This window comes from Mammaliicoccus sp. Q-M61 (assembly GCF_022386055.1).
Taxonomy (GTDB): domain Bacteria; phylum Bacillota; class Bacilli; order Staphylococcales; family Staphylococcaceae; genus Mammaliicoccus; species Mammaliicoccus sciuri_A.
The window spans coordinates 1-508 of the sequence record NZ_JAJNJL010000029.1 but is presented as its reverse complement, the minus strand read 5'-3'; the positions used below and the strand labels follow the sequence as shown (position 1 = coordinate 508).

Here is a 508-nt window from a genome sequence, read left to right as displayed (position 1 = left end):
TATGAACCAACAACAGACGGCGTAACAAAAGATCATGGTACACCAACGACAACAGAGGATGTAACAGGTGCAGTGACAATCCCAGATTATCCAGCGGATAAAGATCAACCAACAATTACGGTGGATGATGAGACACAATTACCGGATGGTAAAACACCAGGTACAACAGAAGTAGATGTGACAGTAACATATCCAGATGGCACAACAGATCACATTAAAGTACCAGTAACAGTGGGAGAACAAGCAGATAATGATGCTTATGAACCAACAACAGACGGCGTAACAAAAGATCATGGTACACCAACGACAACAGAGGATGTAACAGGTGCAGTGACAATCCCAGATTATCCAGCGGATAAAGATCAACCAACAATTACGGTGGATGATGAGACACAATTACCGGATGGTAAAACACCAGGTACAACAGAAGTAGATGTGACAGTGAAATACCCAGATGGCACAACAGATCACATTAAAGTACCAGTAACAGTCGGTGAAGAAGCAGACA

1 protein-coding gene is annotated in these 508 nt (G+C 42.7%); it reads left to right on the top strand.

The window, feature by feature from the left end; genetic code table 11:
• Positions 1-508: Rib/alpha-like domain-containing protein (locus tag LQ677_RS14510; protein WP_275583303.1), on the top strand; the 508-nt coding region annotated here is incomplete at both ends.